We start from the raw sequence: 25,377 nt of genomic DNA, 5'->3' as shown, positions 1-25,377 counted from the left end.
CGCCTGCGACGCGGGCGGCCTGACGAGACGCACGGCAAGGAGCGTGGTGTGAGCACCTCCGCCGCATCGCATCTTTCCCCTTCCTATCCCGACAGGGCCGCCTGGGGCACCGCGCCCAAGCTGCGCGCCTGGCAGCAGGAGGCGTTCGACCTCTATTTCGCCGCCGAGCGACGCGACTTCCTCACCGTGGCCACACCGGGGGCGGGCAAGACCACCTACGCGCTGCGCATCGCCAGCGAGTTGCTGTCCCGAGGCATCGTGCGCACGGTGACGATCGTCACACCCACCGAGCATCTGAAGCGCCAGTGGGCCGACGCGGCGGGCCGGGTGGGCATCGCCATCGACCCCGAGTTCAAGAACAGCCAGGGCACCACCTCCCGCGACTACGTCGGCGTCGCCGTCACCTACGCCCAGGTCGCCATGCACCCGGCGCTGCACAGGGCGCGCACCGAGGGCCGCAGGACTTTGGTGATCTTCGACGAGATCCACCACGCGGGCGACGCCAAGTCCTGGGGCGACGCGGTGAGGGAGGCGTTCGAGCCCGCGACCCGGCGGCTGGGGCTGACCGGCACGCCGTTCCGGTCCGACGACAACCCGATCCCGTTCGTCGGCTATGTCGAAGACGGCGACGGCGGGCTGCGCAGCGTCTCCGACTACTCCTACGGCTACGGCCCGGCGCTGGCCGACGGCGTGGTCCGGCCGGTGATCTTCCTGGCCTACGCGGGTGAGATGAAGTGGCGCACCCGGGCGGGCGACGAGATCACCGCCACCCTGGGCACGCCGCTCACCAAGGACCAGCTCTCCCAGGCGTGGCGGGCCGCGCTCGACCCCAAGGGCGACTGGATCAGGCAGGTCCTGCGGGCCGCCGACCGGCGACTGACCGAGGTGCGCAGGGGCGTCCCCGACGGGGGCGGCCTGGTGATCGCCACCGACCACGAGACGGCCAGGGCGTACGCCCGGCACATCCGCACGATCACGGGGGAGGGCGCGACCGTCGTCCTGTCCGACGACCCCGACGCCTCCAAGAAGATCAAGGGCTTCGCCGCCTCGGAGGAGCGCTGGCTGGTCGCGGTCCGGATGGTCTCCGAAGGGGTGGACATCCCGCGCCTGTGCGTGGGCGTCTACGCCACGTCGGTCTCCACGCCGCTTTTCTTCGCCCAGGCGGTGGGGCGCTTCGTGCGGGCCCGCAAGCGCGGCGAGACCGCCTCGGTGTTCGTGCCCTCGGTGCCGACCCTGATGGGGCTGGCCGGGGAGATGGAGGCCGAGCGCGACCACGTCCTGGGGCGCCGGCAGGCCGAGGACGGCCTTGACGACGACCTGCTCAAGGAGGCCAGGCAGAAGAAGGACAACCCCGACGTCCTGGGCGACGAGCTGCCGTTCGAGACGGTCGAGGCGTCGGCCACCTTCGACCGGGTGCTGTTCGACGGGGGCGAGTTCGGCACCGGGGGCGATGTCGGGTCACCCGAGGAGGAAGACTTCATCGGGCTGCCCGGTCTGCTGGAGCCCGACCAGGTGGCGACCCTGCTGCGCAAGCGCCAGTCCGAGCAACAGGCCGCCAAGCGCAAGCTGGCGGGCACCGCCGAGGCCGCGCCCGAGCGGTCGCCGCACGAGGAGCTGGCGGCGTTGCGCAAGGAGCTCAACGGCCTGGTGGGGGCTTGGAACCACCGCACCGACCAGCCGCACGGCGTGATCCACGCCGAGCTACGCCGGTTGTGCGGCGGCCCGCCCATCGCCCAGGCCACCGCCGACCAGATCCGCGACCGCATCGCCCAAATCCGCAAATGGGCCACCCAACGCTCCCGCTGACCCACCACCACGCGCGCCGCTCGGGTCAGGGGCGGTTGATCGGGGTGCCGCTGAGCTGGACGCCGGCGGCGGACAGCTCGGCCAGGGCGGCGTCGGTGGTGACCCGGGCGACTCCGGCGGTGAGGTCGAGAAGCACGCGTACGGCCAGGCCGTTCTCCACCGCGTCGATGGCCGTGGCGCGCACGCAGTGGTCGGTGGCGATGCCGACGACCTCGACCGCGTGCACCCCCTTGGCGGTCAGCCAGCCCGCCAGCGTGGTGCCGTCGGGGGCCGCGCCCTCGAAGCCACTGTAGGCGGCCGAGTGCGCGCCCTTGCTGAAGACCTCCTCCACCCCGGTGGTGTCGAAGGCGGGGTGGAACTCCGCCCCATGCGTGCCCGCCACGCAGTGCGGCGGCCAGGAGTCGACGAAGTCGGGTTCGTCCGCGAAGTGCGGCCCCGGGTCGATGTGGTAGTCGCGGGTCGCCACGACATGGTCGTAGTCGCGCGCGGTGATGTGGCGGGAGATCGCCTCGGCCACCTCCGCGCCGCCGTTCACCGCGAGGCTGCCCCCCTCGCAGAAGTCGTTCTGGACGTCCACGATGATCAGAGCGGTGCTCATGACTCGATCCTACGGCGCGCCCCAGGGCCCGGCGAAGACGGTCGGGATCGCGGCGTAACCGCGCGACAGATGGTGCGCCTCTGACGGCAGTTCGGCCGCCGAGGCGGCCCGGCGCTCCCTGGCCGCGGCCAGGCTCTCCCCGCCGACGACCTCGCCGTCCTTGACCAGCGGGACCAGCAGCGGCCGGTGGGTGTCGCGCGCGTTCGTACCACCGCCGTTGACCGTGACCGTCACCGCGGCCTGCGCCGCGTGCGGCCCGTCCGGGACGATGATCTCGGCCAGCGCGCAGCCGTCCGGGCCGATCCTGCGGAACGCCGCCTTGGCGCCGCCCCGGCTCGGCTTGCCGACCGACCGCTTGGCCACCGGCCGCAGCTCGCCGTCCGGATCGGCCCTGGCCACCATCTTGTAGACCATCGCGGCGGTGGGCACGCCCGAGCCGGTCACCAGTGAGGTGCCGACGCCGTAGCCGTCCACGGGCGCGGCGGCCAGCGCGGCGATGGAGTACTCGTCCAGGTCGCCGGTGACGATGATCCGGGTCTTGTCCGCGCCCAGGGAGTCGAGCTGCTCGCGTACCGCGACCGCGGCCTCGGCCAGGTCGCCGGAGTCGATGCGGACCGCGCCCAGCTCCGGCCCGGCCAGTTCGACGGCGGTGCGCACGGCCTCGGCCACGTCGTAGGTGTCGATGAGCAGCGTGGTCGCGGGGCCGAGGGAGGCGATCTGGGCCTGGAACGCCTGCCGTTCCGAATCGTGCAGCAGGGTGAAGGCGTGCGCGCTGGTGCCCCGGGTGGGCACCCCGTACAGGAAACCGGCCCGCAGGTTGGAGCTGGTCGCGAACCCGCCGATGTAGGCGGCCCGGGCGGCGGCCACGGCGGCGCGCTCGTGGGTGCGGCGGGTGCCCATCTCGATGAGCGGGCGCTCGCCCGCGGCGTGGGACATCCGGGCGGCGGCGGAGGCGATGGCGCTGTCGTGGTTGAGGATGGACAAGATCATGGTCTCCAGGACTACGCTCTCCGCGAACGTCCCATGGACCACCATGATCGGGGAGCCGGGGAAATAGGACTCGCCCTCGCGGTAGCCGTACACGTCGCCGGAGAACCGGTAGCCGGCCAGGAAGTCGAGCGTGGCCGCGTCGACCACGTCCCGCTCGGCCAGGAAGGCCAGCTCGTCATCGGCGAACCTGAAGCTCGAAAGCGCGTCGAGCAGTCGTCCGACGCCGGCCACCACGCCGTACCTGCGCCCGCCGGGCAGGTGCCTGGCGAACACCTCGAAGACCGTCCTGCGTCCGGCGGCCCCGCTGCGCAGCGCGGCCTGGATCATCGTCAGCTCGTAGTGATCGGTGAGCAACGCGGTGCTCATGGGGTCGTTCACGTGTCGAAGACTATGGGGGAGGTAGGGCAGACTGGTGAACGTGCCCGGCATCGCTCCGATCGAGACCGAGCGTCCGACGACGGACGTGCGGCCCGACGTACCCTGGCTCACGATCGTCTGGAACGACCCGGTCAACCTGATGTCATATGTGACCTATGTGTTCCAAAAGGTGTTCGGATACCCCAAGGAGAAGGCCGAGCGGCTGATGCTCGACGTGCATCAGAAGGGCAAGGCCGTCGTGTCCAGCGGCGCCCGCGAGGAGATGGAGCGCGACGCCCAGATTTTGCACTCCTACGGCCTGTGGGCGACCGTCCAGCAGGATTCGTGAGGGGAGCGCGGTGAGCACGGGATTCAGCCCGGGGGCCGAGGGCGGCGTCGTGGTCGAGTTCGACCCGGCCGAGGTGTCGATCCTGCGCTCACTGGTCGGCATGATCTTGGGGATGGTCGAGCCGGGGGAGACCGGCAGCGACCCGCTGGAGCGCGCGCTCGGCATCGGCGCCGCGAAGGTCCCCGACGACCCGGTGCTGGCCAGGCTCTTCCCGTCCGCCTACGCCGATGAGGAGCAGGCCGCCGAGTTCCGCCGCTACACCGAGGCGGCGTTGCGCGACGGCAAGCGCGCCGACGCGCGGGCCGTGCTCGACAGCGTGGCCTCCGGCCGCGCGGAGCTGTCCGCCGACCAGGCCCAGGCGTGGCTGCGCGCCCTCAACGACGTACGGCTGGCCCTCGGCACCCGCCTGGAGATCACCGAAGAGGTGCACGAGGAGCTGGCCGACATGGCCGAGGACGACCCTCGCTACCCGGCCTACATGATGTACGACTGGCTGACCTACCTGCAGGACAGCCTCGTCCGCGCTCTTTGGTAGCTTCCAGGCATGCTGACGATCTCGCAGGATCTTGTGGACCGGATCGTGGCCCACGCGCGGGCCGATCACCCCGACGAGGCGTGCGGCGTGATCGCCGGTCCGGTGGGCTCCGACCGGCCAGAGCGCTTCATCCCGATGGAGAACGCCGAACGCTCGCCCACCTTCTACCGTTTCGACTCCATGGAGCAGTTGCGCGTCTGGCGGGAGATGGACGACCGTGACGAGACGCCCGTGGTGATCTACCACTCGCACACCGCCACCGAGGCCTACCCCTCGCGCACCGACATCTCCTACGCCTCCGAGCCCGGCGCCCACTATGTGCTGGTCTCGACCCGCGAGGAGGACAAGGTGGAGTTCCGGTCCTACCGGATCCTCGACGGGGTGGTCACAGAGGAAGAGATCACCATCGTTCAGTAAGCTGGTGACCGTGCCGACCTTCGACTCACCGGTTCCGCGCGCCCCGCGCGGGGCGCTCAAGGCGGTCGCCGACACCGCGCCGCACCTGCGCGGCCGGGGCCTGCCCGGCGCGCCGCCGGTGCAGAGCTATCTGTTCGCGCACACGCCCTTGGTGGTCGTCTACGACTGTCCTGGCCGCTGATCCGGCCGACCGACCCCCGGCCCGCCCGGACCGTTCCGGAACACCCGCGCGCCTGTCCGTGTTCGATCGGATGGGGTGCCCGACGACGACTTATTGATCATCAAGGAGATCGATCGCGATGGCCATCGAAGTTCGCATTCCGACCATCCTGCGTACCTACACCGACGGCGCGAAGGCCGTGGAGGGCAAGGGCGGCACGCTTGAGGAGCTGATCGGCGACCTGGAGGCGCGCCACCCCGGCATCAAGGACCGGCTGGTGGACGGCGCCGGCCTGCGCCGGTTCGTCAACGTCTACCTCAACGACGAGGACGTCCGCTTCCTCGGCGGTCTGGAGACCCCCGTCGCCGACGGCGACACCGTGACCGTGCTCCCCGCCGTGGCCGGTGGCTGAGCCGGCATGCGCTTCGACTCGCTGATCGACTCGGTCGGGCGCACCCCGCTGGTGGGGTTGCCCAGACTGTCCCCCTCGGGCGACGTGCGAATCTGGGCCAAGCTCGAAGACCGCAACCCCACCGGATCGATCAAGGACCGCCCGGCGCTGTGGATGATCGAGCAGGCCGAAAAGGACGGCCTGCTCACCCCGGGCTGCACGATCCTGGAGCCGACCTCCGGCAACACCGGCATCTCGCTGGCCATGTCGGCCCGGCTCAAGGGCTACAAGCTGATCTGCGTGATGCCGGAGAACACCTCCGAAGAACGCAGGCAGTTGCTGCGGATGTGGGGCGCGGAGATCATCTCCTCGCCCGCCGCCGGGGGCTCCAACGAGGCCGTCCGGGTCGCCAAGGAGCTGTCGGCCGAACATCCCGACTGGGTGATGCTCTACCAGTACGGCAATCCGGCCAACTGGCGCTCGCACTACGAGTCCACCGGCCCGGAGATCCTTGAGGACCTTCCGTCGGTGACCCACTTCGTGGCGGGGCTCGGTACGACGGGCACGCTGATGGGCGTGGGCCGGTTCCTGCGTGAGCGGGTGCCGGGCGTCCAGATCGTGGCGGCCGAGCCGCGGTACGGGGAGCTGGTGTACGGCCTGCGCAACGTGGACGAAGGCTTCGTCCCCGAGCTGTACGACCCCGACGTGCTCACCACCCGCTTCTCCGTCGGCTCGGCCGACGCGCTGCGCCGCACCCGCGAACTGCTGGCCACCGAGGGCATCTTCGCGGGCATCTCCACGGGGTGCGCGCTGCACGCGGCGCTCGGCGTCGCCGCCAAGGCGGTCAAGGCCGGCACCCGCGCCGACATCGTCTTCGTGGTCGCGGACGGCGGCTGGAAGTACCTCTCCACCGGTGCTTACGAGGGCACCCTCGACGAGGCTGAAGACCGCCTGGAAGGGCAACTCTGGGCCTGACCGCTTTGGCCGCGGTCGGCATGCGCGGCACCGCGCATGCCGACCGCGGCCGGGGCGACGCCCCCACCCCTGCGCACAACCGCGTTCGCCCGCCGCGAGGCAGCCACGGATTGACTCACTCCTCCAGGGAGAGGGCCTGGCCAGGGCACACCTGCACCGCTTCGCGGGCCTTCTCGACGAGCTCGTCCTCTGGTGTCTCGTTCAGCACGATGACCGTGGCGTCCTCCTCGCTCTGGTCGAACAGCCCGGGCTCAGTGAGCACGCACTGTCCGGCACCGACGCACCTGCGGGTGTCCGCGATGATTTTCATGGCCCTCTCCTCCTGAGGTGGGATGGCAGTTCGTCCGCTACCAGGTCACCGGGAGCCGGTACAGGCCATAGATGTTCGCGTCGTCCTTGAACGGCAGCTCGTCGATGTCCATCGCCAGCCCCAGCGTGGGGACGCGGCCGAACAGCGTGTCGAACACGATCTGCAGCTCCATCCGGGCCAGGTTCTGGCCCAGACACTGGTGCGGCCCGAACCCGAACGCGACGTGGTGGCGCGCGCCGCGCTCGATGTCGAGCTCGTCCGGGTTCTCGAACGCCCGCGGGTCCCGGTTGGCCGAATGACCGAGCGCCAGCACTCCTTCGCCGGCGCGGATCAGCCGCCCGCCGACCTCGATGTCCTCGACGCACAGCCGGGCCGTCGCCGCGTCGATGATCGTGAAGTACCGCAGCATCTCCTCGACCGCGTTGAGCGTTCTGCCCGGGTCGGCCTTGATCATCGCGAGCTGCTCCGGGTTACGCAGGAACGCCACGGTCGACAGCGAGATCATGTTCGCCGTCGTCTCGTGGCCGGCCACGAGCAGCAGGAAGCCCATGCCGACCAGTGACGTCCGCCGGTAGGTGCCGTTCGCGCGCAGCTTGACGATCTGCCGCCCGAGTAGGTCGTCCGGCGGGTTCTCTTCCTTCTCCGCGACGAGGTCGGTCATGTAGCCCTGGATGGCTTCCATGGCCGCCCCCCGCTCCTCGGGCGGCGTTGACTGCTTGATCACCTTCACCGTGTGCTCCTGGAAGAACTCATGGTCGGCGTAGGGCACACCCAGCATTTCGCAGATCACCAGTGACGGGACCGGCAGCGACAGCGAGTCCACCAGGTCACCGGGCTGCGGCCCGGCCAGCAGCGCGTCGATCTGCCCGTCGACGATCTCCTGGATCCGCGGTCGCAGCGCCGCCAACCGGCGCACCGTGAACTCGCCGAGCACGGCCTTGCGCGCCGGCCCGTGCTCGGGCGCGTCCATCGCGATCAGGAGGCGCTCCTCGTCCGGCCGCCGGGACGCAGCCTCGCCCTTGACCAGTTGCGGGAAGTCCGGATGCTGCCGGTCGGCGCTGAACCGCCGGTCGTTCAACACGGTTCGCACGTCTTCGTGGCGGCTGACCACCCAGGCCCATCCGCCGTCGGGCAGACGAACCCGCGAGACCGGCTCTTCTTCGCGGATCTCTTCGTACGCCGGCGGTGGCGCGAACGGGCAGGTACGGGCCATGGGGAACTCGTACTTCTCGGCGGTGGTCATGACTTTCCTTCCACGACGTCACGGACAGGCGATAGAGGCTGGACCGGTGCGACCGGGTTCGGCTCTGGGATGCTGCGGGCCAAGGAGCCGTAATGGATCGACGGGGCCGGCACATCGGTGAATTCAGGCTCGACTCGTCCCCTCACGGGCGAAGTTCGGTTCCGCCGCTTCCAGTCGCGGTACCGAGATGCCCAACCGTCGTGCTTCCTCCAGGGCGTCCCGGCAGACCTCGCGCGGCTCCTCGGCCTCGGGGTCGGAGTGCGCCGCGAAATTCACGCGCACGGGCGTGAAATGAGCGGTCAGCCAGGCGAGCACGGGGGCCGTCAGCCAGGTGGGCGCACGGAACATGAGCACACCGCCCCGGTGACGTCGCAGGTCAACGCCGCGCGCCGCAAGGAGCGGCAGAAGCTCGCGGCCGGCCAGCAACCCTTCGCGCAGGTCGCCGGTCGCCCCGACCAGCTTGGACAGGGAACCCAGCCGCAGGCCCTGCGAGAACAGGCCGGCATCCGACACGAAATGAATCCACAGCCAGCCGCGGAAGTCAGGCTGCTCCTTGAGCCGGAGCCCGGCCTCGCGAAACGCCTGGCGCACGGCCCGCTCGCGTTCGGCCGGGGGCCGGCCGAGGGTGCCGAAGACGACCGACGGCAGCAGTGTCCCGCGGAGTACGCCGTCCGCGCCGAAACCGCCACCGGCCTGGGGAAAGCCCCAGGCGATCCGGTCGAGAGGGAGTGCGCCGATCGCGGCCGGCGGCTCGGTCCAGACGTTGCCGAAGATCAGCACCGTGGCCTGCCCGACACGCGGGGAAAGGAAGGCCGTCGCCCCAGCGAGGCGGCGGTGCGGCACGCTGAGTACGATCAGGTCGAAGTCGTGGTCCGGTTCCAGCGCCTCGCGGTAGCGCACCGGCCACTTCTGGACCACACGCTGCCCCCACATCCGGCGCCGCGTATCGATCAGGTCGAGGTCCACTGCGTCTCCGTACGTCGCCGTCCGGCCCGGCCGGACGTAGAACTCGACGTCATGTCCCGCCTGTTGCAGGGCCCAGCCGTAGATGGTGGCGATCACGCCTCGGCCGAACATCAGGATCTTCACGCTGCACCTCGTGGGGTACGATCGATTTGGAGGCTATCTCCACTTTCGAAAATATGGAGGCCATCTCCATTTGTCAATGCGAGGTAGCGCATGACCGCCGACAAGCCGCTGCGGGCCGACGCCCAGCGCAACCGCGATGTCCTGATCGCCAAGGCGCGAGAGGTCTTCGACGCCGGCGACTTCTTCGACCTGCGCTTCGATGACTTCGCCCGCCTGGCCGGAGTGGGCACCGGCACGCTGTACCGCCACTTCCCCACCCGGGAGGCACTGGCCGAGGCGGTCTACCACGGGGAAGTCGCCGCGCTGTGCGACCGCGCCCGTCGGCTACAGGCCACGCTGCCCGCGGCGGAGGCTTTGGCGACCTTCCTGCGCGGCATGGTCGACCACATAGCCGCCCACGAGGGCCTGGCCCGGACACTGGCCACGCTCATGGCCGATCGCTCGGGCGCCCGCGCCGAGGGCGGCCGGGCTCTGGAGCGGGCCGTCACCGACCTGCTGGCCGCCGCCGTGCGGGACGGCACCGTACGCGACGACGTGGATGCCGGCGCCGTCATGATGGCGCTGCACGGCATCAGCGCGGCTCATGACCGCCCCGATTGGCGGGCCGAAGCCGACGGTGTCATCACCCTCGTGCTGGACGGGCTGCGCCGAAGGCGGGACTGGTCGAACCCTGTGTAGCGCGCTGTGGTGCGACAGCCTTGTGAGAAAAGGAGATCCCCCGGGCCGGCCGGGGCCGGGCGGGGGATCTTCCCTTTGTCAGGGGCGGGTCAGTTGAACAGGACGCGGAGGGAGAAGGTGGCCTCCTCCGCCGTGGTCTTGCCGCTCAGGCCGACCGCGCGCAGTACCTTGGCGTTGGCCTGGTCGTCGCCCTGCAGGGTGGGCAGGTAGAGCCGTTCGGCCTTGTCGAGGTCCACGTAGATCGCGAAGCCGGCCGCGCCGGCGTCGGGGACGGCGAGCTTGAAGCTCTCGCTGTCGCCGAGCGTGCCCGCCTGGGCGAGCTGCTGGGCGTACTCCTGGGTGGAGGCCAGGACCATCACGCCGTCGCCGGTGGCCTTGCCGAGCTGCGGGGCGCCCGCGCCCTGCGCGGCGAGCAACTGCTCGATCTTGCTCACGATGCCCTGCGCCTTGGCCGTGTCGGTGACGATGCGGGCGCCGACCTTCGGCTGGTTGTTGTCGAGGCCGCTCTCGTCCACCGCCACGGTGAGGTTCTTGCCGAGCAGGGTGGCGACGTCGTCGGGCAGCGTCACGCCGCTCTGCTGGGCGGCGGTCAGCATCTGCTGGAAGGACGGGGTCGAGGCCAGCATGGACTGGTACTTCGGCCACTGCTTGGTGAACATGTCGCCGAGCCCGGAGATGGACACCGCGCCGAGCGTGGAGGCCGGCAGGTCGGCGACCCGGGCCGCCTCGCTCTCGGCGGGCATCAGGTCCTTGGCGCCGCGCAGCAGGCCGGCCAGCTCGACGTACTGCGAGTCGAACCGCAGCGCGCCCGCCATCCGGGTGCCCGCGAGCTGCTTGAGCACCTCCTGCTCGCTTCCGTCCAGCTGGCCGGACAGCTTGCCGGCCTGCTCGACGTCCATCCAGAAGGACAGTACGCCCTGCTCGCCCACCGCGCCGATGTCGCCGGTGAAGTTGGCGTTGTCGGCCAGCGTGGGAGCCTGGGCGGACTGGTCGACCGTCTCCTGCGACTCGGCCAGCAGCGCGTAGTCCTCGCGGAAGGCGATGCCGTACTTGTCGCCGGCCATCAGCTTCTCGATGCCCGTACGCGCGGCCTCCTGGTCGGTGACCTGCACGGCGATCACCGGCGTCGGCGTCTCCGAGCCCGCGGCCGGGGGCAGCGCGGCGACCCCGATGCGCGAGCCGAGCCAGGGCTCGACGTCCTTGGCGTAGTCCAGCTTGGCGAGGTCGGAGTCGTCCTTCTTCAGCGACTCGAACAGCGCCTTGCGCGGGTCCTCGCCGGTGAAGCTCTCCTTGGTGACGGTGAACTTCCTGGCGATGCCGAACAGCGCCAGCTTCTGGTTGGCCGCCGGGTCGAGGTCCAGGCGCAGGTAGCCGATGGCGGTCTGGGGCAGCACCTCGTGCGGCTGCTTGCCGCCGCCGCTCAGCAGGCTGGCGGCGTAGACACCGCCGCCGCCGATCAGCGCCACCACCAGCGCGGCGATGGCGGCGATCAGCCAGGTCTTCTTGCTCTTACCGCCCCCCTTGCCGCCCTGCGCGGGGCCCATCACCTCGGCGTTGCCCTGCCAGGACGGCTGGCCGTACTGCTGCTGTTGGTGGCCATAGGGCTGCTGCTGCCCGCCGTACTGCTGCTGCTGCTGACCATACGGTTGCTGGCCGTACTGCTGTTGCGGCTGCCCGTAGGGCTGCTGTCCATGGGGCTGCTGAGAGTACGGCTGGCCCTGCTGGCCTTGTTGTCCAGAGGGCTGTTGCCGGCCGGGCTGGCTCTGCTGCCCATAGGGCGGTTGCTGCCCGTAGCCCTGTTGCGGCGGGTATGGGGGCTGCTGTCCTTGTTGGGGGCGGTACGCCACGGTTCGTTGGGGATCCTGCTCGTCGGGTGACGGCGGACCTGAGGGGTAGTTGGCAGACATACTCACTCACACGTCTGGATTCTGGGCGATACAGACGGTAGCCCACATCAGTAGCGATCCACTTGCAGTGAACTATCTTTCTGATCGCCGCATCTAACCTCAAATGGGGTCAAGATCGGCCCGGACCGGTCCGAAATGAGGCGAGGACCACACCCGTACTGCGCACTAATTCACTGAGGGATCACCACCGCTGGCCTAACCTTGGGAAACGTGGCGGGCCAGAGCATCGGGATCTTCGACAGTGGTGTGGGCGGGCTGACGGTCGCACGGGCGATCATCGATCAGCTTCCCCGGGAGTCCATCCTGTACGTGGCGGACACCGCCCGTCAGCCGTACGGCCCGCGGCCGATCGCCGAGGTGCGTGAGTTCGCCCTGCAAGTGATGGACCACCTCGTCGAGCACGATGTGAAGATGCTGGTCATCGCCTGCAACAGCGCCAGTTCCGCGGTGCTGCGCGACGCCAGGGAGCGCTACCGGGTGCCCGTGGTGGAGGTCATCCAGCCCGCCGCCCGGCGCGCGGCGCGGGCCACCAGGAACGGCAAGGTCGGCGTGATCGGCACCCGGGCCACCATCGAGTCGATGGCCTACGACGACGCCTTCGCCGCCGCGCCGCACATCCGGCTCACCGGGGTGGCCGCCCCGCGGCTGGTGGAGTTCGTGGAGCGCGGCGAGACCATGAGCGACCGCCTGATCGAGGTGGTCAGGGGATACCTGCGGCCGATCCTCGCGGACGGCTGCGACACGCTGATTCTCGGCTGCACCCACTATCCGCTGCTGACCGGCGCCATCGCCTACGTGGCCGGCGACGCGGTGACGCTGGTGTCGAGCGCCGAGGAGACCGCCAAGGACGTCTATCGCACACTGCACGACCGTGGCCTCGCCGGCGACGCCGAAACCCCGCGTCACCGGTTCAAGACGACCGGCGACGCCAGGCTGTTCGGGCGGCTGGGCCAGAGGTTCCTCGGGCCGGAGATCACCTCAGTCGAGGCCGCGAGCATCGGCGGGGAGATCGCCGCCGGGGTCATTCCGCAACCGGAGCGACGCACCGCTCCTCGTTAGGAGACCGCCGCCATGAAGTTGACCATCATCGGATGCTCGGGGAGCTTCCCGGGGCCGGACAGCCCGGCCTCCTGCTACCTGCTGGAGGCCGAGGGCTTCCGGCTGCTGCTCGACCTCGGCAACGGCGCGCTCGGCGCGCTGCAACGCCACATCGGCCTGTACGACGTGGACGCCATCTGCCTGTCCCACCTGCACGCCGACCACTGCCTGGACCTCTGCTCCTACCACGTCGTCCGCACCTACTCGCCGCGCGGCCCGCTGGCCCGCGTCCCGGTCTACGCCCCCGCCGACGCCCCGCGCCGGATGGCCGCCGCCTACGGCATGCCCGAGGAGCCCGGCCTGGAGACCGCCTTCGACTTCGTGTCGCTGCGCCCCGGCGTACGCGAGATCGGGCCCTTCCAGGTGTCCACCGCGCTGATGAACCACCCGGTCGAGACCTACGGCTTCCGCGTCGCCCACGGCGGCCACGCGGTGGCCTACTCCGCCGACACCGGCGAGAGCGACGGGCTGGTCGAACTGGCCGCCGGAGCCGACGTACTGCTCTGCGAGGCGTCGTTCCTGGACCAGCCGGGGGCGCCCGGCGGGCTGCATCTCAACGGTCGGCAGGCGGCCGAGCACGCCGCAAGGGCCGAGGTGGACACGCTGGTGCTCACCCACCTGGTGCCGTGGTTCGACCACGCCAGGATCGCCGAGGACGCGACGCGCGGCGGCTTCGACGGAAAGATCGACCTGGCGCGGAGCGGCGCCGCCTATCCCCTAGGGTGAGCGTTATGGCACGCGCAGACGGACGCACACCCGACCGGCTCCGACCGGTGAAGATCACGCGCAACTGGCTGGACAACGCCGAGGGCTCGGTGCTGGTCGAGTTCGGCGGCACCAGGGTCCTGTGCGCGGCGACCGTCCAGGACAGCGTGCCGCGCTGGCGCAAGGGCAGCGGCCTGGGCGGCTGGGTCACCGCCGAGTACGCCATGCTGCCCCGCGCCACCAACACCCGCTCCGACCGCGAGTCGGTGCGCGGCCGGATCGGCGGCCGGACCCACGAGATCTCCCGCCTGATCGGCCGTTCCCTGCGGGCCTGTGTGGACACCAAGGCGCTCGGCGAGAACACCATCCTGCTGGACTGCGACGTCCTCCAGGCCGACGGCGGCACCCGCACCGCGGCGATCACCGGCGCGTACGTGGCGCTGGCCGACGCCGTCCGGTGGATGCGCAAGCGCCGGATGACCCCCGGTGACCCGTTGATCCGCTCGGTCGCCGCGGTGTCGGTGGGCGTGGTGAACGACGTCCCGATGCTCGACCTCTGTTACACCGAGGACGTCGCGGCCGACACCGACATGAACGTCGTGGTGACCGGCACCGGCGACTTCGTCGAGGTGCAGAGCACGGCCGAGGGCACGCCGTTCGACCGTAAGCAGCTCGACCGGCTGCTCGACCTGGCGGTGGCCGGCTGCGCCGAGCTGACCGAGTTGCAGCGGCAGGCCCTGGCGTGAGCCGCCTGGTCCTGGCCACCCGCAACCCCGGCAAGATCGCCGAGCTGCGGCGCATCCTGGCCGACGCGGGGCTGGGGGTGACCCTCGTCGGGCTGGACGACTTCCCCGAGATCGGCGAGATCGCCGAGACCGGGCTGACCTTCGCCGAGAACGCGCTGATCAAGGCGCACGCGGTGGCCCGCGGCTCGGGGCTGCCCGCCGTCGCCGACGACTCCGGCCTGTGCGTGGACGCGCTGAACGGCATGCCCGGCGTGTTCTCCGCGCGCTGGTCGGGGCGGCACGGCGACGACGCCGCCAACCTCGACCTGCTGCTCGCCCAGATCGGCGACGTCCCGGACGGACGGCGGGGCGGCCACTTCGCCTGCGCCGCGGCGCTGGCGCTGCCCTCGGGGCAGGAGCGGGTCGTGGAGGGCACGCTGGAAGGCGTGATCATCGACGCGCCCCGGGGGAGCGGCGGGTTCGGCTACGACCCGATCTTCGTCCCCAAGGGGGAGACGCGCACCACCGCCGAGTTGTCGCCCGCCGAGAAGGACGCGATCAGCCACCGTGGCCGCGCGTTCAGGGCGCTCGCCCCGGTCGTCGCCGAACTGCTGTAACCACCGCGTAAGGTTCTTCTCCCGGCGCCGGGCGTAACGTCGGTGTCGTGCGTAGCGATGAGAGGCGGGCCGCCGTGCCCGCATGGGCCGCGGCGCTGTGCGGCCTCACGGCGGGCGCGGTGGCGCTGGGCGTGGCCGCGACGGCGGCCGGGCTGGTCGATCCGGCGGCGTTCCCGGTGGCCGCGGTGGGCAACACGCTGGTGGACGTCTCGCCCGGCCCGCTGAAGGACTGGGCCATCCGCACCTTCGGCAGCAGCGACAAGGCCGTGGTGACCGCGGGGGTGTTCGTGCTGCTCGCGCTGGGCGCGGCGGGCGTCGGCCGGCTGGTCCGGCGGCGCGGCCTGCCGTACGGCCTGGCGGGGCTGGCGGCCTTCGGCGCGCTCGGCCTGGCCGCGGTGTTCACCCGCCCGGGCGCCTCCGCCGTGGACGCCCTGCCCACCTTGCTCGGCGTACTCGCCGGGGGCCTGACGCTGGCACTCCTGGACCGCCGCGCCCTGGCCGCCGTGGCGCCCATGCCCAGTGCGCCTACGGCGTCCGACGAGCCCGGCAGGCCCGATGGACTCGGCGAGCCCGATCACGAGGGCGAACGGCCCGCGGTGATGCGGGCCGGTGGACCGGCCCCCGGGTTCGACCGGCGGGCGTTGCTCGGCGGCGCGGCCGGTGGCGTCGTACTGGCGGGCGTGGGCGGCGTGGCCGGGGCGCTGCTCGGCGGGCACCGGGCGGTGGACGCCGCACGGAACACCCTCGCCCTGCCCCGCGCGGTGCGCCCCGCCACCCCGCTGCCCGGGGGCGCCGACCTCCGCATCCCCGGGCTGTCGCCGTTCGTCACGCCGAACGCCGACTTCTACCGGGTGGACACCGCGTTCGTCGTGCCCAGGGTCGATCCGCGGGACTGGACGCTACGCGTCCACGGCATGGTGGACCGCCCGGTCGAGATCTCCTTCACCGACCTGCTCCGGCGGCCCCTGGCCGAGGCCGACGTCACGCTCACCTGCGTCTCCAACGAGGTCGGCGGCCCCTACGTGGGCAACGCCCGCTGGCTCGGCGTCCGGATGGCCGACGTGCTGCGCGAGGTTCGGCCGCACGCCGGGGCCGACATGCTGCTCAGCACCTCGGCGGACGGCTGGACCTGCGGCACGCCGCTTGAGGTCGTACTGGACGGCAGGGACGCGCTGTTCGCCGTCGGCATGAACGGCGAGCCGCTGCCCACCGAGCACGGCTTCCCGGTGCGCCAGGTCGTCCCGGGCCTGTACGGGTACGTCTCGGCGACCAAGTGGGTGGTGGACGTCAAGGTGACCAGGTTCGACCGGGACACCGCCTACTGGACCTCGCGCGGCTGGGCGGCCGAGGGGCCGATCAAGACGCAGTCGCGGATCGACGTGCCGGCCGCGGGCGCGGCGGTGCCGGCCGGTCGTACGGTGATCGCGGGAGTGGCCTGGGCCCAGCACAGGGGCGTGGCGGGCGTGGAGGTCAGGGTGGACCGCGGCGAGTGGCGGGCGGCCCGGCTCGCCGTCACTCCCGGCCCGGACACCTGGCGGCAGTGGTCGATCGAGGCGGACCTGCGGCCGGGCGGGCACACGATCGCGGTCCGCGCCACCGACGGCACCGGCCGCACCCAGCCGGCCGAGACCGCCCCGCCGGTCCCGGACGGTGCCTCCGGTTACCATGTGCTCGAAATTACCGCAACCTGAACTCCATGTTAGGCCAGGCCGGAAACCGGGAAATTGTGGAAGGTCCGCTTGGTGAAGACGTGGGAGGAAGGGAGGCCGCGCCGATGGGCTACGAGCCGGTACCGCCGGCGGAAGCGGACCTGACCCGGATGATGTCCTCGCTCGACGAACAGGCCGCGAGGTTCGGCCGGGTCGGCAGGGATCTGGCGGAGACGCGCGGCAACGGCGAGTCGGCGGATGGACTCGTGGGGGTGGAGGTGTCGTCCTCGGGCACCTTGGTCGGCGTGCGGATCGAGCCGGGCGCGCTGGGGCTGGGCGCGGAGGCCCTGGCGCAGGCCGTCCTGCGGGCCGCCAAACGCGCCGAACACGACGTCGCCGAACGCGCGAACCAGGCCCTCGGGCCGCTGGTCGGCGGCCAGAACGGGGAGGTCTCGCCCCCGGCCGAAACCACACGGGCCGACCACCGCACCGGCTGACCACCACACGCCACGGATCGGCCGAACATCCCACGCCGGGCCGGGCCGTCGCCCTACCATCGGCCTTTGCGGACCGGTCAGCGTGACGGAGGGGGAACGGTGTTCGGTGATCCGCGCACCCGGAGCAGGCACGCCTGGCGGCTGCCTCCGGGCGGCTACAATCCGGTCGTCACCGCCGACGGCCGGCGCTGGCGCGACTACGAGACGGCGGCCGAGACCTGGCGCGAGTACGAGCCGCCGGCCGAGGCCGACGTCCTCGACGCGGGCCCGTCCAGGACGGGGCCGCCGCCCGCCACCGCCCCGCGCCACGGGCCCGACTGGTTCGACCGGGCCACCCGGCCGCCGCCGCTGCCCGCCGCCCGGCCGTACGGCGCGCCCGGCGGGCTGGCCAGGCCCGATGCGCCCGCCCAGCACGACCTGCGCGCGGCCGTGCCCACCGACGAGACGGGCAGGCCGAGGCGCTTTCCCGACCCGCGCGGCACCTGGATCCGCCTGATCAACGGCGACGGGCCCGTGGACGACCCGTTCCGCACCACCAACGCGGTCGACTGCGCCCTCGCCACGCTGTCCACCTGGCACGGCGAGCCCGAGGTCGCCGCGCCGCGCAGGCCGGAGTACGGCCCGGCGGGCCGGCCGGTCCTCACCGGCGAGACCAGGGGCGTGGTACGGGCCGAGTCGTGGCTCGGCCACCGCTTCGAGTACGTCGGGCAGGGCCGCCGCGCCTACGCGGCCATCGGGCGCAGCCTGCTGACCGGCGGCCACGGCGCCGCCGCCATGCTGATCACCCGCTGGACCAGCGGCGGCGCGCACGCCTGGAACGCCGTCAACTCGCGCGGCGAGGTGATCTGGATCGACGCCCAGCGCGGCCACATGGCGGTGGAGCCGCCCTACGCCGACGTGACCGGCGTCTTCTGCGTGGTGATCGACCGTGAGGGGCGGCGGCGGTGAACCTCGACCTGGCCAGGGCCGTGGCCGAAGACTACTTCAACGGCGGCCACCCCCTGGACCGGCCGCGCGAGGTGGCCATCCACGCGTTCCGCGACGGCTACGTCGCGTGGGTCCGCGAGCCGGAGGCCGCTGACCCGAGCGTGCTGCCCGACAGCGCGGGCGGCGGCTGCATCGTCATCGACGGCGCGACCGGCGAGATCGTGATCCGGCCGCTGCTCAGCCCGGAGACCGTCGCCGAGCAGTGGCCGGGCCGCAGCCCACGCTGAGGGCCGCGGCTCACGTCTCCGACAGCGCGGCGGTGATCTGGGCACGCGCGGCGCGGCGGGCGGGCAGCACCGCCGCCAGCACCCCGGCCAGCCCGGACAGCGCCACGAAGGTCAGCACCTGTCCCACCGGAGGCGCGTAGATCGGATCGGCGAACATCGTCTGGATCGCCGCCCAGCCGAAGACCATCCCGAGCGCCACCCCGACCAGCGCCCCGATCAGGCCGAGCACCAGCGCCTCCACCGAGAGCATGAGCCGCAACTGCGGGCGGGTCAGGCCGAGCGCGCGCAGCAGCGCCGACTCCCTGGTCCGCTCGTGCACCGACAGCGACAGCGTGTTGGCGATGCCGAGCAGCGAGATCAGGATCGCCAGCCCGAGCAGCCCGGTCACCACCATCAACTGGGTGTCCAGCGCCTCGTCGAACTGGCCGCGTATGTCGGTCGAGGCCGCCACCCGCACCGTCGGATACGGCCGCGCCGCCTCCTCAAGGAGCTTCCTGGCGCGGTCGGGGTCGGCCCCGGGGGCGACGTCCACCATGATCTGCGCGTCACCGGCCACGTCGAAGTACCGGGCGAACTCCGTGGGCGGCACGACCAGCGGGGGCAGCGGGGTCGCGTTCGCGTCGAAGGTGGCGGCCACCCGGAGGGTGACCGGCTCGCCGGGTTCGCCGCCCTTGTCCGGGGTCAGCGTGAGCGTGCCGCCCGGCCGTACGCCGAGCCCCTCGGCGGCCAGCACCGACCCGGGGGCCAGGCCGCGCGCCGAGCCGGACGACGCCGACACCTCCAGCGGCCCCTCATAAGCGCCCACCGTGCGCCTGGCCTCCCGGCCGCCCAGCGTGACGGCCGTCTCCGCCTGCCGGACCCGCACCAGCGAGGCCAATTCGGGACGGCCGCGCAGCCCGTCGCCGACCCCTGAGGGGATGTGCGAACCCTCCCGCTGGGTGCTCAGCATGAAGTCCACCGGGAACTGCTCTTCCAGCTTGTGGTTGTAGTTCGCCCGGATGCTGCCGGTCAGCACGGCCATCATGGTCATCAGCGTCACCCCGATGGTCAGCGCGATCGTGGTCGTCGCCGAGCGCCTGGGGTTGCGCCGGGAGTTGTCCACCGCCAGCCGCCCGGGGACGCCGGACATCCGGGCCGGCAGCCACCCGGCGACCGCGCTCAGCGGGCGGACCAGCACCGGCCCGATCACCAGCACGCCGAGGAACGTCACCATCCCGCCGCCCATCACGGTGAACAGCGCCACCTCGCCAGGGCCCAGCACGGTCACCGCCACCGCCGTGATCGCGGCCCCGGCGGCGAGCAGCAGCCCGGCCGCGACCCGCCGTACGGTACCGGCCCCCGGCCCGTCCACCGCGGCCTCCGGCTGCGTGCGCAGCGCCGCCACGGGCGGGACCCGCGTCGCGGTCCGGGCGGGCAGCACCGCCGCGCCGACCGTCACCAGCACGCCGACCGCGAGGCCCACCGCGATCGTGCGCGGGGCCAGCGCCACGGTGCCGGTCGGTAGCGGCACGTCCATGCCTTCGAGTACGGCCAGCGCCGCGCCGCCCATCCCCAGCCCGGCCGCCAGCCCGAGCGCCGAGCAGACCACCCCGACCAGCGCCGACTCCAGCAGCACCGACCCGAACACCTGCCGCCGGGTGGCGCCCACGCAGCGCAGCAACGCCATCTCCCTGGTCCGCTGGGCCACCAGGATGGCGAACGTGTTGTAGATCACCAGCGCGGCCACCAGCATCGCGACCACGCCGAACAGCAGCAGCCCGAGCGCGATGAACTCGGCGCTCGCGCCGTTGGCCGCGATCAGGCGGTCGGCGAGCGCCTTGCCGGTCAGCACCTCGGGTCCGGCCCCGGTCGCGGATGCCACCGCGGCCCGCAGCCGGTCGGCCGCCACGCCGGGGGCGGCCTTGACGTCGATCTCGGCGTACCCCTTGACCCCGGTCATGGCCCGCGCGGTCGCCGCGTCGAAGCCGACCGCCCCGAAGTAGGCCAGTTCCTGGTCCACCCCCACGTCGAACAGTCCGGTCAGCCGGAACCGGTGTGGCGCGTCCATCTGGTCCAGGACCGTGATGGCCTGCCCGACCGCGAACCCGCGCAGCCGGGCGGTGTTCTCGTCCAGCACCGCCTCGCCGGGGCCGCGCGGCGCGGCCCCCTTGGTGATGGAGACCCGGGAGTCGATCGACATGCCGCGGGTGGGGTGGTCACCGACGGTCTTGCCGTCCCTGCCGACCAGCGCGGCCGTGCCGCGGATCAGGCCGTCGGCGGAGGCGACGCCGTCCACCTCGCGGACCTTCGCGAGCGTCCGGTCGGGCAGTACCACGGGCTTGTCGCCCGGCGGCGGCAGTACCACCACGTCGATCGAGTCCGCCGCCGCCCCGAAGGACCGGGAGATGCCGGCCTGAATGGTGTCGGTCAGCACGAACGTCCCCGCGATGAACCCCACGCCCAGCGTGATCGCCACCGCGGTCAGCATCAGCCGCAGCCGGTGCGCGCGCAGCCCGGCGAGCGTCGTCCTCAGCACGGCGCGCCCTCCAGGCTCACCAGCGTGTCCAGCACGGTCTGCGGCGTCGGCGCGGCCAGTTCACGCACCAGCAGGCCGTCACGCAGGAACACCACCCGGTCGGCGTAGGAGGCGGCCACCGGGTCGTGGGTCACCATCACGATCGTCTGCCCCAGCTCGCGCACCGACGTGCGCAGGAACGACAGCACCTCCGCGCCGCTGCGGGAGTCCAGGTTGCCGGTCGGCTCGTCCGCGAAGATCACCTGCGGGCGGGCGGCCAGCGCCCTGGCCACCGCGACCCGCTGCTGCTGCCCGCCGGACAGTTCGGCCGGGCGGTGCCCGAGCCGGTCGCGCAGCCCGACCGTCTCCACCACGCGGTCGAGCAGCGTCCGGTCCGGCTGCCGCCCGGCGATCTGGAGGGGCAGCAGGATGTTCTGCTCGGCGGTGAGGGTGGGCAGCAGGTTGAAGGACTGGAAAACGAACCCGATCCGCTCCCTGCGCAGCATCGTCAGCCGCTTGTCGTCCAGGCCGGTGATCTCCGTACCGCCGATTCGCACCGAGCCCGACGAGACCGTGTCCAGCCCGGCCAGGCAGTGCATCAGGGTGGACTTGCCGGACCCGGACGGCCCCATGATCGCGGTGAACGCCCCGGCGTCGAAGGAGACGTCCACTCCGCGCAGCGCGTGCACGGCTGCGTCGCTCCTGCCGTACACCTTGGTCAGCCCGCTCGCGGTCACGGCGGCGGCCGCCGTCGTACGGGCTTCGGTCGTGCTCACGACATCACTCCTCGGATCTGTGAAACCGAGAAACAACGCTATGAGCGGGAACGACGCCCGCCATGGGCCGCGCGGATGGACCTCGGGTGCGCCGTTCGGGGAGTTTTCGGGCCCCCGTTGCGACATTAGGGGCAGTCCGGGGTCAGCCTTTCGGCTGATCGCGCGTCGGTTCGGCGGGGACGACCAGGCCCGACTCGTAGGCGTAGACCACGACCTGCGCCCGGCCGCGCAGCCCCAGCTTGGCCAGCACCCGGCCCAGGTGCGTCTTCACCGTCGCCTCGGCCAGGGTCAGCCGGTCGGCGATCTCGGCGTTGGACAGGCCGCGCGCGACCAGCAGGAGTACCTCGCGTTCGCGCGCGGTCAGCCCGGCGGCGGCCGGCCGCTCGCTGATGTCGTCGGGCAACTGCGCCACGAACCGCTCCAGCAGCCGCCGGGTCGTGCTCGGGGCGACCACGGAGTCACCGGCGTGCACCGACCTGATCGCGCTGACCAGGTCCGCCGGCGGCACGTCCTTCAGCAGGAACCCCGACGCGCCCGCCTTCAGCGCGGCGAACGCGTACTCGTCGAGGTCGAAGGTCGTCAGGATGAGCACCCGCGGCCCGTCGGCCGCGCAGATCGCCCGGGTGGCCTCCACGCCGTCCATCACCGGCATCCGGACGTCCATCAGCACCACGTCGACCTCGGTGTGCCGGGCGGCCTCCACGGCGGCCGCGCCGTCACCGGCCTCGGCCACCACCTCGATGTCCGGCTGCGCCCCGAGGACCATCCGAAACCCGGCCCGCAGCAACTCCTGGTCGTCCACCAGCATCACCCGGATCATGCCGCCCCCGCCGTCGTGGTGTCGGCCACCGGCAGGGTGACGTGGACATGGAATCCGCCGCCGGGGCGGGGGCCGGTGTGGACCTGCCCGCCGTACATCGTCACGCGCTCGCGCATGCCCACCAGGCCGTGACCGCCGGCGTTGCCGCCGCCCGCGGGCGGCGCGCCCGCGCCCCTGCCGTCGTCGGACACGACCAGGGTGATCTCCCGCGGGCCGTACTCGATCGCCACGGTCGCGCCCGCACCCGGGCCGCCGTGTTTGAGGGTGTTGGTCAGGGCCTCCTGCACGATCCGGTAGATCGCGAGCTGCTCGCCCGCGGGCACCGCGCCCGGCTCGCCCGACACCCGCACCTCCACCGGCAGCCCCGACGCCCGGACCTGGGTGATCAGCTCCCCGATCTGGTCCAGCCCCGGCTGCGGCGCGTACTCCTCCGGCGGCCCGCCGTCCTGGCGCAGCACGCCGACCAGCCGGCGCATCTCGGCCAGCGCCTGCCGCGCGGTCGCCGAGATCGTCTGCACGGCCCGCCGCGCCTGCTCGGGGTCGCCGTCGATCGTGTACGCCGCGCCGTCGGCCTGCACGACGATCACGCTCACGTTGTGCGCCACCACGTCGTGCAGCTCCCGCGCGATCCTGGCCCGCTCGGCCGCCGCCGCGATGATGGCCTGCTGGTCGCGCTCCCGCTCGGCCCGTTCCGCACGCTCCTCCAGCCCCTCCAGGTAACGCCTGCGCGTGTTGGCGTAGATTCCGGCCAGCCAGATCGCCACCACGAACACCGACCCGCTGGCGAACGCCGTCACGCCCCGGTCGTTCCACCCTCCCATCGCCAGCCACACACCGAACTCCGCCACCACCGCCGCGGCCACCGACCACCGCAGGGTGTGACGCACGGCGACGGTGTACATCGCGATCAGCACCGAGATGTTGCCCACCACCGCGTCGAGGCCCGCCGCCCACTGCCCGAAACTGAGCGTCGCCACCATCGCGAACACCACGCGCGGCCACCTGCGCCGCCAGAACAGCGGGAGCAGCAGCACCGTGGTCAGGGCCAGGTAGCCGACCTGCACGAACGCCCGCCCACCGGCCGGTGTGAGGGTGTGGATCGGCGCCGACAGGTAACAGTAGAACGCCAGGGGCGCCACCCAGATGAAGTCGTACACCATGGGGTGGCGTTCGCCCCATGCGCGCAGTCCGCCGAACACATCCCCACGATACGTAGCGTCCGAGACCGCGCGTTCCCCCTTGCGGCGGACCTTTGGGATACGACCTAGGTCGCATGTCACCGGCCCTTACACGGCCCTTATGGCCAGTCGGGCAAAGTGGTCATCGGGAGCGCCTCTTCGGGGCGGTAAAGGGAGTTCTGAATGGCGGAGCGCGCCGATGCCGGGTCGCGCGGCGGTGAGGACGCGCCGCGCGACCCACGGCGATCATGAGCTGAGATCCGCCCACAGGCCGGGCCGGCCTGCTTCTGCCGCTTCACCGGTGGTCTGAGTGCGCCGGTCACGGACCGCATTCGGGCCGACATGCGCTTCGGGCCGGCATGTGCTCCAGCGTGCGGCCCGGCCAATCCGGCCGGGTATGTCGGGAAAGGCACCGGGGGATGGCCGACGTCGCCGGGAAGGGCCGGGAAGGCGCGTTTTCTCACTTCGTCGTGGGGCCGCCGGGATTCGAACCCGGACTGTACGACACCTAAAATCGCCGCCTCCTGCCGTTGGGCTACGGCCCCTTTCTCAGTTGTGGTTTCCCGGAAAATCTCCGTCGTTGACCGAAGATCCCCCTCGATCTTACATGCCAGGCCCACCAGTGGCACACCGCCCGCTGTCAGAGCGCATCGACGCAGGTCAGACCCTTACTATACCGATGGGGGCGCACCCTGCCGCGCGGCCGGGCCGGCGACCGGCGAGGGCCGCCGGCGGGCCGCTAATTCCGGGCTACGAAAACGCAGCGAATAGGGTGGGTTCAGGAAACACCGAGCTTCTTGGAAAGACTCGCCACGTGCCCCGTCGCCTTCACGTTGTACAGGGCGGTGGCCACCTTGCCGTCGGCGTCGATGACGAATGTGGACCTGATCACACCGACCATGGTCTTGCCGTACAGCTTCTTCTCACCGTACGCGCCATAGGCTTTGTGCACCGCGAGCTCCGGGTCGGACAGCAGCGGGAAGGTCAGCGCGTCGCGCTCGGCGAACTGCGCGAGCTTGGCGGGCTTGTCCTTGGAGACGCCGAGCACCTCGTACCCGGCGTCGGCGAGCGAACCGAGGTTGTCGCGGAAGTCGCAGGCCTGCTTGGTGCACCCAGGGGTCATCGCGGCGGGGTAGAAGTAGAGGATCACCTTTTTTCCGCGCAGGGACGCGAGGGACACGCTGGAGCCGTCGGCGGCGGGCAACGTGAACTCGGGTGCGGCGTCGCCCGGTGCGAGCCGGTTGTCGTCGGCCACGGGTCCTCCTTGGCGGGGCGCGTCACGGACGGGCCGGACGCGGGAAGATGGATGGAATGAGGTCGAGGCCAACTTACCGGCACGCCCAGCGTGCCGGGTGGGGGTGCCACCTGAAAGACTGATCGCCGTCGGCGGCGACGAGAGGAGAGCCATGGCGGACATCGACCCGGATGAGCTGGAGCGGACGATCGAGCGCACGCGCGCCGACCTCGCCCGCACGGTGGACGCCATCGCCGACCGGGTGAGCCCGCGCCGGGTGGCCGAGCGCGGCGTGGCGAGAGTGCGGGCGAACGCCGAACACCTCCTCTCCACGGTCGGCTCGACGGTCGGCGACGTGGTGGGCCTGGCCGGGCCGCCCCGCCCGGCACTCGGTCCCGACGAGGGCGAAGGGCCGGACGACCTCTGGGTCGATCGCGAGCGGGCGCGCGAACTGGCCCCGGTCCTGATCGGCGTCGGCGCGGTCCTGGTGGTCGGCGCCGCCATCATGCTCTGGCGCCGCCGCCGCTGAACCACCCCCGCCACCGATCCCGGCCCTGCCCCCGAC

At 71.9% G+C, this 25,377-nt stretch carries 29 protein-coding genes and 1 tRNA gene; 18 read left to right on the top strand and 12 right to left on the bottom strand.

Features of this window, described 5'->3' with window-relative positions; all coding sequences use genetic code 11:
• Positions 1 to 48 precede the first annotated feature (48 nt).
• Positions 49 to 1,806 carry a DEAD/DEAH box helicase gene (locus C1I98_RS07480; protein WP_111166343.1) on the top strand — a complete coding sequence of 586 codons (1,758 nt, stop codon included), beginning with the start codon at positions 49 to 51 and terminating at the stop codon, positions 1,804 to 1,806.
• Positions 1,807 to 1,831: 25 nt separating this feature from the next.
• Here the strand turns inward: C1I98_RS07480 and C1I98_RS07475 are convergent, their stop codons facing one another.
• Both C1I98_RS07475 and C1I98_RS07470 read right to left on the bottom strand, forming a co-directional pair.
• Positions 1,832 to 2,404: a nicotinamidase gene (locus C1I98_RS07475; RefSeq protein WP_111166342.1), complete on the bottom strand. Its 573-nt coding sequence runs from the start codon at positions 2,402 to 2,404 to the stop codon at positions 1,832 to 1,834.
• Between the two features lie 9 nt (positions 2,405 to 2,413).
• Positions 2,414 to 3,772, bottom strand: coding sequence for a nicotinate phosphoribosyltransferase (locus tag C1I98_RS07470; RefSeq protein ID WP_111166341.1), 1,359 nt, complete (start codon positions 3,770 to 3,772; stop codon positions 2,414 to 2,416).
• Between the two features lie 40 nt (positions 3,773 to 3,812).
• Here C1I98_RS07470 and clpS point away from each other — a divergent pair, with 40 nt between their 5' ends.
• The 6 genes from clpS to C1I98_RS07445 all read left to right on the top strand — a co-directional run bounded on the left by clpS (position 3,813) and on the right by C1I98_RS07445 (position 6,578).
• Positions 3,813 to 4,100 (top strand): ATP-dependent Clp protease adapter ClpS, encoded by a 288-nt coding sequence (gene clpS, locus C1I98_RS07465; RefSeq protein WP_111166351.1) that lies wholly within the window; start codon positions 3,813 to 3,815, stop codon positions 4,098 to 4,100.
• 10 nt (positions 4,101 to 4,110) lie between these two features.
• Positions 4,111 to 4,635, top strand: a complete 525-nt coding sequence (locus tag C1I98_RS07460; RefSeq protein WP_111166340.1) for a DUF2017 domain-containing protein — start codon at positions 4,111 to 4,113, stop codon at positions 4,633 to 4,635.
• Between the two features lie 9 nt (positions 4,636 to 4,644).
• Entirely contained in the window at positions 4,645 to 5,052 is a 408-nt protein-coding gene (locus C1I98_RS07455; RefSeq protein ID WP_111166339.1) for a M67 family metallopeptidase, read from the top strand.
• Positions 5,053 to 5,056: 4 nt separating this feature from the next.
• Positions 5,057 to 5,233 carry a hypothetical protein gene (locus C1I98_RS41240; RefSeq protein WP_158557953.1) on the top strand — a complete coding sequence of 59 codons (177 nt, stop codon included), beginning with the start codon at positions 5,057 to 5,059 and terminating at the stop codon, positions 5,231 to 5,233.
• A gap of 118 nt (positions 5,234 to 5,351) precedes the next feature.
• Positions 5,352 to 5,624: a MoaD/ThiS family protein gene (locus tag C1I98_RS07450; protein WP_111166338.1), complete on the top strand. Its 273-nt coding sequence runs from the start codon at positions 5,352 to 5,354 to the stop codon at positions 5,622 to 5,624.
• Between the two features lie 6 nt (positions 5,625 to 5,630).
• Positions 5,631 to 6,578 (top strand): PLP-dependent cysteine synthase family protein, encoded by a 948-nt coding sequence (locus C1I98_RS07445; RefSeq protein ID WP_111166337.1) that lies wholly within the window; start codon positions 5,631 to 5,633, stop codon positions 6,576 to 6,578.
• Positions 6,579 to 6,693: 115 nt separating this feature from the next.
• Here C1I98_RS07445 and C1I98_RS07440 read toward each other — a convergent pair whose 3' ends face one another.
• From C1I98_RS07440 to C1I98_RS07430, 3 genes are all read right to left on the bottom strand, one after another.
• Positions 6,694 to 6,888: a ferredoxin gene (locus tag C1I98_RS07440; RefSeq protein ID WP_111166336.1), complete on the bottom strand. Its 195-nt coding sequence runs from the start codon at positions 6,886 to 6,888 to the stop codon at positions 6,694 to 6,696.
• 37 nt (positions 6,889 to 6,925) lie between these two features.
• A complete protein-coding gene (locus tag C1I98_RS07435; RefSeq protein WP_111166335.1) occupies positions 6,926 to 8,131 on the bottom strand; it encodes a cytochrome P450 in 1,206 nt (401 codons plus the stop codon).
• A 123-nt stretch (positions 8,132 to 8,254) separates the two neighbouring features.
• Complete coding sequence (locus tag C1I98_RS07430; protein ID WP_111166334.1) at positions 8,255 to 9,220, bottom strand: ketopantoate reductase family protein; 966 nt, start codon at positions 9,218 to 9,220, stop codon at positions 8,255 to 8,257.
• Positions 9,221 to 9,310: 90 nt separating this feature from the next.
• Between C1I98_RS07430 and C1I98_RS07425 the strand changes: the two genes are divergently transcribed.
• Positions 9,311 to 9,898, top strand: a complete 588-nt coding sequence (locus C1I98_RS07425; RefSeq protein ID WP_111166333.1) for a TetR/AcrR family transcriptional regulator — start codon at positions 9,311 to 9,313, stop codon at positions 9,896 to 9,898.
• 89 nt (positions 9,899 to 9,987) lie between these two features.
• Here the strand turns inward: C1I98_RS07425 and C1I98_RS07420 are convergent, their stop codons facing one another.
• A complete protein-coding gene (locus tag C1I98_RS07420) occupies positions 9,988 to 11,442 on the bottom strand; it encodes a DUF3352 domain-containing protein (protein ID WP_233507384.1) in 1,455 nt (484 codons plus the stop codon).
• A gap of 48 nt (positions 11,443 to 11,490) precedes the next feature.
• Between C1I98_RS07420 and C1I98_RS43675 the strand changes: the two genes are divergently transcribed.
• The 9 genes from C1I98_RS43675 (at position 11,491) to C1I98_RS07380 (ending at position 18,310) form a co-directional block, all read left to right on the top strand.
• Entirely contained in the window at positions 11,491 to 11,775 is a 285-nt protein-coding gene (locus C1I98_RS43675; RefSeq protein WP_233507381.1) for a hypothetical protein, read from the top strand.
• 240 nt (positions 11,776 to 12,015) lie between these two features.
• A complete protein-coding gene (murI, locus tag C1I98_RS07415) occupies positions 12,016 to 12,864 on the top strand; it encodes a glutamate racemase (RefSeq protein ID WP_111166331.1) in 849 nt (282 codons plus the stop codon).
• Between the two features lie 12 nt (positions 12,865 to 12,876).
• Complete coding sequence (locus C1I98_RS07410) at positions 12,877 to 13,629, top strand: MBL fold metallo-hydrolase (protein ID WP_111166330.1); 753 nt, start codon at positions 12,877 to 12,879, stop codon at positions 13,627 to 13,629.
• 5 nt (positions 13,630 to 13,634) lie between these two features.
• On the top strand, positions 13,635 to 14,354 hold the full coding sequence (gene rph / locus C1I98_RS07405; RefSeq protein ID WP_111166329.1) for a ribonuclease PH: 720 nt from the start codon (positions 13,635 to 13,637) through the stop codon (positions 14,352 to 14,354).
• Entirely contained in the window at positions 14,351 to 14,950 is a 600-nt protein-coding gene (rdgB, locus tag C1I98_RS07400; RefSeq protein ID WP_111166328.1) for an RdgB/HAM1 family non-canonical purine NTP pyrophosphatase, read from the top strand. The genes rph and rdgB overlap by 4 nt, the downstream gene beginning before the upstream one ends.
• A 47-nt stretch (positions 14,951 to 14,997) precedes the next feature.
• Entirely contained in the window at positions 14,998 to 16,641 is a 1,644-nt protein-coding gene (locus C1I98_RS07395; RefSeq protein ID WP_233507380.1) for a molybdopterin-dependent oxidoreductase, read from the top strand.
• A gap of 59 nt (positions 16,642 to 16,700) precedes the next feature.
• Positions 16,701 to 17,096, top strand: coding sequence for a YbaB/EbfC family nucleoid-associated protein (locus C1I98_RS07390; protein WP_158557952.1), 396 nt, complete (start codon positions 16,701 to 16,703; stop codon positions 17,094 to 17,096).
• A 99-nt stretch (positions 17,097 to 17,195) separates the two neighbouring features.
• Entirely contained in the window at positions 17,196 to 18,044 is an 849-nt protein-coding gene (locus tag C1I98_RS07385; protein ID WP_111166325.1) for a toxin glutamine deamidase domain-containing protein, read from the top strand.
• Entirely contained in the window at positions 18,041 to 18,310 is a 270-nt protein-coding gene (locus tag C1I98_RS07380) for an SUKH-4 family immunity protein (protein ID WP_111166324.1), read from the top strand. Before C1I98_RS07385 ends, C1I98_RS07380 begins: the two co-directional genes overlap by 4 nt.
• Positions 18,311 to 18,320: 10 nt before the next feature.
• On the opposite strand, the gene C1I98_RS07375 is transcribed toward C1I98_RS07380, so the two are convergent.
• From C1I98_RS07375 to bcp, 6 genes are all read right to left on the bottom strand, one after another.
• On the bottom strand, positions 18,321 to 20,825 hold the full coding sequence (locus tag C1I98_RS07375; RefSeq protein ID WP_111166323.1) for an ABC transporter permease: 2,505 nt from the start codon (positions 20,823 to 20,825) through the stop codon (positions 18,321 to 18,323).
• Complete coding sequence (locus C1I98_RS07370; protein WP_233507376.1) at positions 20,819 to 21,580, bottom strand: ABC transporter ATP-binding protein; 762 nt, start codon at positions 21,578 to 21,580, stop codon at positions 20,819 to 20,821. The genes C1I98_RS07375 and C1I98_RS07370 overlap by 7 nt, the downstream gene beginning before the upstream one ends.
• A 142-nt stretch (positions 21,581 to 21,722) precedes the next feature.
• Positions 21,723 to 22,400, bottom strand: coding sequence for a response regulator (locus tag C1I98_RS07365; RefSeq protein ID WP_111166321.1), 678 nt, complete (start codon positions 22,398 to 22,400; stop codon positions 21,723 to 21,725).
• On the bottom strand, positions 22,397 to 23,599 hold the full coding sequence (locus C1I98_RS07360; protein WP_233507373.1) for an ATP-binding protein: 1,203 nt from the start codon (positions 23,597 to 23,599) through the stop codon (positions 22,397 to 22,399). Before C1I98_RS07360 ends, C1I98_RS07365 begins: the two co-directional genes overlap by 4 nt.
• Positions 23,600 to 24,049: 450 nt before the next feature.
• A tRNA-Leu gene (locus C1I98_RS07355) sits at positions 24,050 to 24,123 on the bottom strand.
• A 233-nt stretch (positions 24,124 to 24,356) separates the two neighbouring features.
• Positions 24,357 to 24,833 (bottom strand): thioredoxin-dependent thiol peroxidase, encoded by a 477-nt coding sequence (bcp, locus tag C1I98_RS07350; RefSeq protein WP_111166320.1) that lies wholly within the window; start codon positions 24,831 to 24,833, stop codon positions 24,357 to 24,359.
• Positions 24,834 to 24,984: 151 nt separating this feature from the next.
• On the opposite strand from bcp, the gene C1I98_RS07345 reads away from it, so the two are divergent.
• Entirely contained in the window at positions 24,985 to 25,341 is a 357-nt protein-coding gene (locus tag C1I98_RS07345) for a DUF3618 domain-containing protein (RefSeq protein ID WP_111166319.1), read from the top strand.
• Positions 25,342 to 25,377: the final 36 nt, after the last annotated feature.

The organism is Spongiactinospora gelatinilytica, from assembly GCF_003236385.1.
GTDB lineage: Bacteria > Actinomycetota > Actinomycetes > Streptosporangiales > Streptosporangiaceae > Spongiactinospora > Spongiactinospora gelatinilytica.
This window is presented reverse-complemented; position numbering and strand designations above follow the sequence as displayed.